The sequence below is a fragment of the Phormidium sp. CCY1219 genome (assembly GCF_035615515.1).
Lineage (GTDB): Bacteria > Cyanobacteriota > Cyanobacteriia > Cyanobacteriales > Laspinemataceae > CCY1219.
In genome coordinates, this window is the sequence record NZ_JAJENT010000369.1 from 1 (window position 1) to 4101 (window position 4101).

Below are 4101 nucleotides of genomic sequence, written 5' to 3' on the forward strand. Positions count from 1 at the left end.
TCATGATGCTGAAACGGGCGCTGGCTTGCTGAATATGACGGCGGCGGTGCATTTGGCGAAGGTGACGAAGCCAGAGGAGCATAGTACACCGGCTCTTTTGAGTCCTGAAACTTGGAGTGGCGAGGGTGTCTATACGCCAGGTGAACGGGCTGTTCAGAATGTGATTGTGCCTCCAGAATGGCGGCGTTGGTATTACGGTTGGCTCAATGATAGTAATCCCAGTGATACATTTGCCTTCTCAATTGATGAACCAACCCCGTTACAGTTTTCACTGAATGTTCTAGGAAGTGCTGTTCTTCGCAAGAATGGTCAAGTTGTCTTGGAAGGTAAATATGATGGAACTATGCTTTACGCGGGTGCAGATGGAAAACTCGATCCTGGCACCTATGTTTTAACAGTTGATCGCGGTAACTTATCAAGAATTGATGAGTATAAGTTGGTCATGAACTTTGTTGAAGGTAGTCAAGGCAAAGAAATGCCGATTGTTGACCATCTTCCCAGTCCTGAGCCAGTGCAACCTCCCCCAGATAATCCGCCTGTAACCGATATTTCGGAATGGATTAAAAAGATGGCAGAGAAGCGAGCCGAGGAGGCAATTCTAGAAGCCTATGAAGCCCAGAAAGGAAAATTGGGTAATGCTTTGGAAGACATCCAAGTTCACTGGAAAGCCTTTAATGGGGTAAATGTGCCTGCTGTTCAATATTTTGATGGTGGCTATATTATCTGGAACGGGGTCAGTGCCATTCCTTATTTCACGGGAACTGGGCATAAACTTCCTAACCTTGACTTGCCTGAAACCATTGCTCCAATTTGGCAGCCAACCCCAAAAGCCAATCGTTTTGATGTTCCCGATGGTCGTCACACTTATCCTAATATGCGGGGCAGTAGCGAATACTGGGTGGAGTTAGACGGGAATAAAAACGATATTAGTTTGGCGGCGCGGGATACAACCCTAGCTCATCCTGACTTACGCACCACCGTCTATCGCGACTTCGGTGGGGGTCGGCTGCGACAGGTTCCCTTGACTGACATCAATTCTGATGACAATTATCTAAATTACAAAGATTTGCCACCCGGAAAATATCTCATCAAGGTGGATGTCGAGCAGAATAAAGCTAACATTCCTTATCGGATGATTGTGAATTTAGACCAAGCTGGGGATACCGGTATCAAGGCTTGGAACATTAACCGCGAATCGGTTAACGGCAAGCTTGCGGGGCAACGGATTGTACGCAGCGATCACGTCGGACTGCCGTCTGGGGATCGGGATCTCTATGTCTTCACGACGGACGATATGGCAACCCAACTACGGTTTGCAGTACGTAGCCAGGACAGCGACGGTAGCGAAGCAGATCGTCAGCGTCTGTTGGATGGTGATGTACGAGTACGAATCTTAGATGAGGGCGGCAAACAAATTGGAGAACCGGTAGATTCCAAATCTCGGGAGCCCTTATTTGGCGCTCAATGGTTGGAACCGAACAGCAAGTATTACGCTGAAGTAACCGCGCTCAATGGCACTAAAACCAATTACGATGTGGTGCTGAACTTCAACAGACTTAAGGCGGATGGTCGCTATGAATTTACCAACCTACAGGGTGAGTTTGACTACGAATTCACAGTGGATGGTACTAACCGCGATCTCAAAACTGCCGTTCGCAGTAAGAACGGGCAAGATATGTCGAATATCTATCGACCAGTTCTCTACCGTAAGGTGAATGGAACCGAGAAGATTGTTACACCGACCAGCACAGCAAATGGCATCTCCCACTACGAGACTTTGCCCAAGGGCTACTATCGAATGGTAGCAGACCCTATTCTGGCCGTACATCCCCATTTACTAAACCAGAAATACACCTTCGTTCATAACTTGGATCAGGCGGGGCAGCATCGATCTGATGCTCGGGACTTAGGCAACATTGGCGGTAAACGGGTGACGAAGAATGACTTTGTTGGAAAAGATCGAACTGACGAGGTCGATTACTACAAGTTTTCCACTGGCTCCGATCCTTACCTTTTACAGTTTGCGGTTCGCCATGGAAGCGGGAACGATAATTTACGTCTGGAGGGAGATGTTGAGTTTGCTTTGTATGACAAGAATGGCAAGGAGTTGAAGAAGGTTAATTCTTCAAATCTGAAGTCAATCTATGGCACGTATGAGTTGAAACCAAACAGCGAATACTATGTTCGGGTCAAGGATAAATCTGGTGATGGCGATGGTGGTAACTATCACTTGGTTTTGAATGCGGAGGTGAAACGCAATACTGGTGGTGGTAGCGAACCTAATCCTACTTATATATACAAAGAGTCTGACTACCTCAATGCTTTGTATCAAGATGGAACTGGAAACCGTATTACCTCTCGACGGAACGATGGTTATCACAACACCGGTCGAGCGTTTGACTCTTACGGTGGTAAGTGGAATAGCTCGCTCTATGCTCTGGTGGGAGGAGAAGTGATAGAAGCAAAAAACGGAAAGCAAATCAAGGATTGGGGCTATAATGGCACTGTTGCTATCTACAACCGAGAGCTAAACAAGACTTTTATTTATTGGCACTTGGTTGAAGGTTCTATTAACGAAAGCTTGCAAGGAAAAATCATTTCGCCAGGCACTTTAATCGGACGAGAAGGCAATACAGGATTAAGCTATGGCGTTCATACCCATGTAGAAATACATAATGGTCGAGCCAATGCTAATATGTCTAATCCTTCTTATCCCCAATCACCTGCAAATTCTGGCCGTTTGCATATTCCGAGTATTTTTCAGGAGGCTGTTCGTAAGGGTTTGGTGAAGTTATACAGATAGCCAGTTTGTAGCCGAGCGGTAGGGTGCGTTCCGGCTTCGTTCAAGTCTTGGATTTTGCCAACAAGATTAAACGAGCCGGAACGCACCGATTCGGGAAGCTTGCTTGTAAATTGTCCTACATGGGTTCAAGCCACAACACACCCTTGTATATTGAAAAACAGAGTAGACCGTCACACCCTTGGTCGGAAAAGACCGCTACCTTTACTAAAATATAATCTTGGAATCAGTTCTAGTATCCGTATCGGTCTTGATATGTTCGCATGAGATAACCTCTAATGTTGCTTTTTACTTCTGAAACACGATCGCGCCATTCATCTCGCGCCCATTCCTTAGCCTCGTATTCCGTACTTCCTCGACCAGTAGCACTGACTTCATTTGATAGTGAATCTAGCAACCTGCCTGTATTGTCGTCGTAAAGATAACCTACCACACAGCCTCCGAAGGTGACACTATAGTAGCCTTCTTCACCCCAAACATGTTCATACCCTCTTTCTATCTCAAATCTTATTGATGCCATTATTTGAAGTTGAATTGCTTAAACATCAGCGTAAATGTAACATTTTTTTTAGTAGATGTCAACTAGAGTGGTAGCAGGGCTATTTCATTCTCTGAGATACTAGATTAGGATAAAGTTCGATGCCATACGAGGTCTAGGCAAGATGACGAGCTTACCTGTTCAGCCCCCAGCAGAGCGCCTTGAAATTCTGGAAGCCTTCGCCGACCTTCCAGACGTTCGTCAGGCTTCGGGCAAGCGACACCAGATGACCCTATGCCTTGCTCTGTTTACTCTGGCGGTTGCTGCTGGCAACCGAGGATTTCTCGCGATTGGTGACTGGCTGAGCGTCTATCGTCAGGACTTACTGGCACTGTTCAAACCGCCAAAACAACGCTTGCCGTCCTACAGCACGATTCGACGAGTGCTGCTGAAGGTAGACTACCAAGCCTATTCTGCTGCTCTGGCACGATTCTTCGATGTGCAACCGCTAGCGGGCGAGACGATCGCGACGGATGGCAAAGTTTTACGAGGCTCGTATCAGCTCGAAACAGACAACCCTGACTCGCCCCCTCACCCAGCCATCCAGTTGGTGAGCGCCTATCTAGCGGTAGGGTGCGTTCCGGCTTCGTTCAAGTCTTGAATTTTGCCAACAAGATTAAACTAGCCGGAACGCACCGATTCGGGAAGCCAACGACAAATACCAAGATAAATTGACGAACCTTGCCAGATTATCAAGCCGGTGCGTTGCGGCAGCTTGTCGATTGTCCCCCTGGTTCTACATGGGTTTGAGCCGCAACGCACC

The 4101-nt window shown here is 47.1% G+C and carries 2 protein-coding genes; both read left to right on the plus strand.

Annotated elements, in window-relative coordinates; translation table 11 throughout:
* The coding region (locus tag LKK83_RS07105; RefSeq protein WP_324630300.1) for a M23 family metallopeptidase at positions 1-2803 on the plus strand (2803 nt) is incomplete at its 5' end.
* 659 nt (positions 2804-3462) lie between these two features.
* Positions 3463-3939 carry a transposase family protein gene (locus LKK83_RS07110; RefSeq protein WP_324630302.1) on the plus strand — a complete coding sequence of 159 codons (477 nt, stop codon included), beginning with the start codon at positions 3463-3465 and terminating at the stop codon, positions 3937-3939.
* Positions 3940-4101: the final 162 nt, after the last annotated feature.

Excerpts from the sequence above, each read along its gene's own strand:
- LKK83_RS07110 (WP_324630302.1), top strand. The coding sequence starts at position 3,463 with ATGACGAGCTTACCTGTTCAGCCCCCAGCAGAGCGCCTTGAAATTCTG.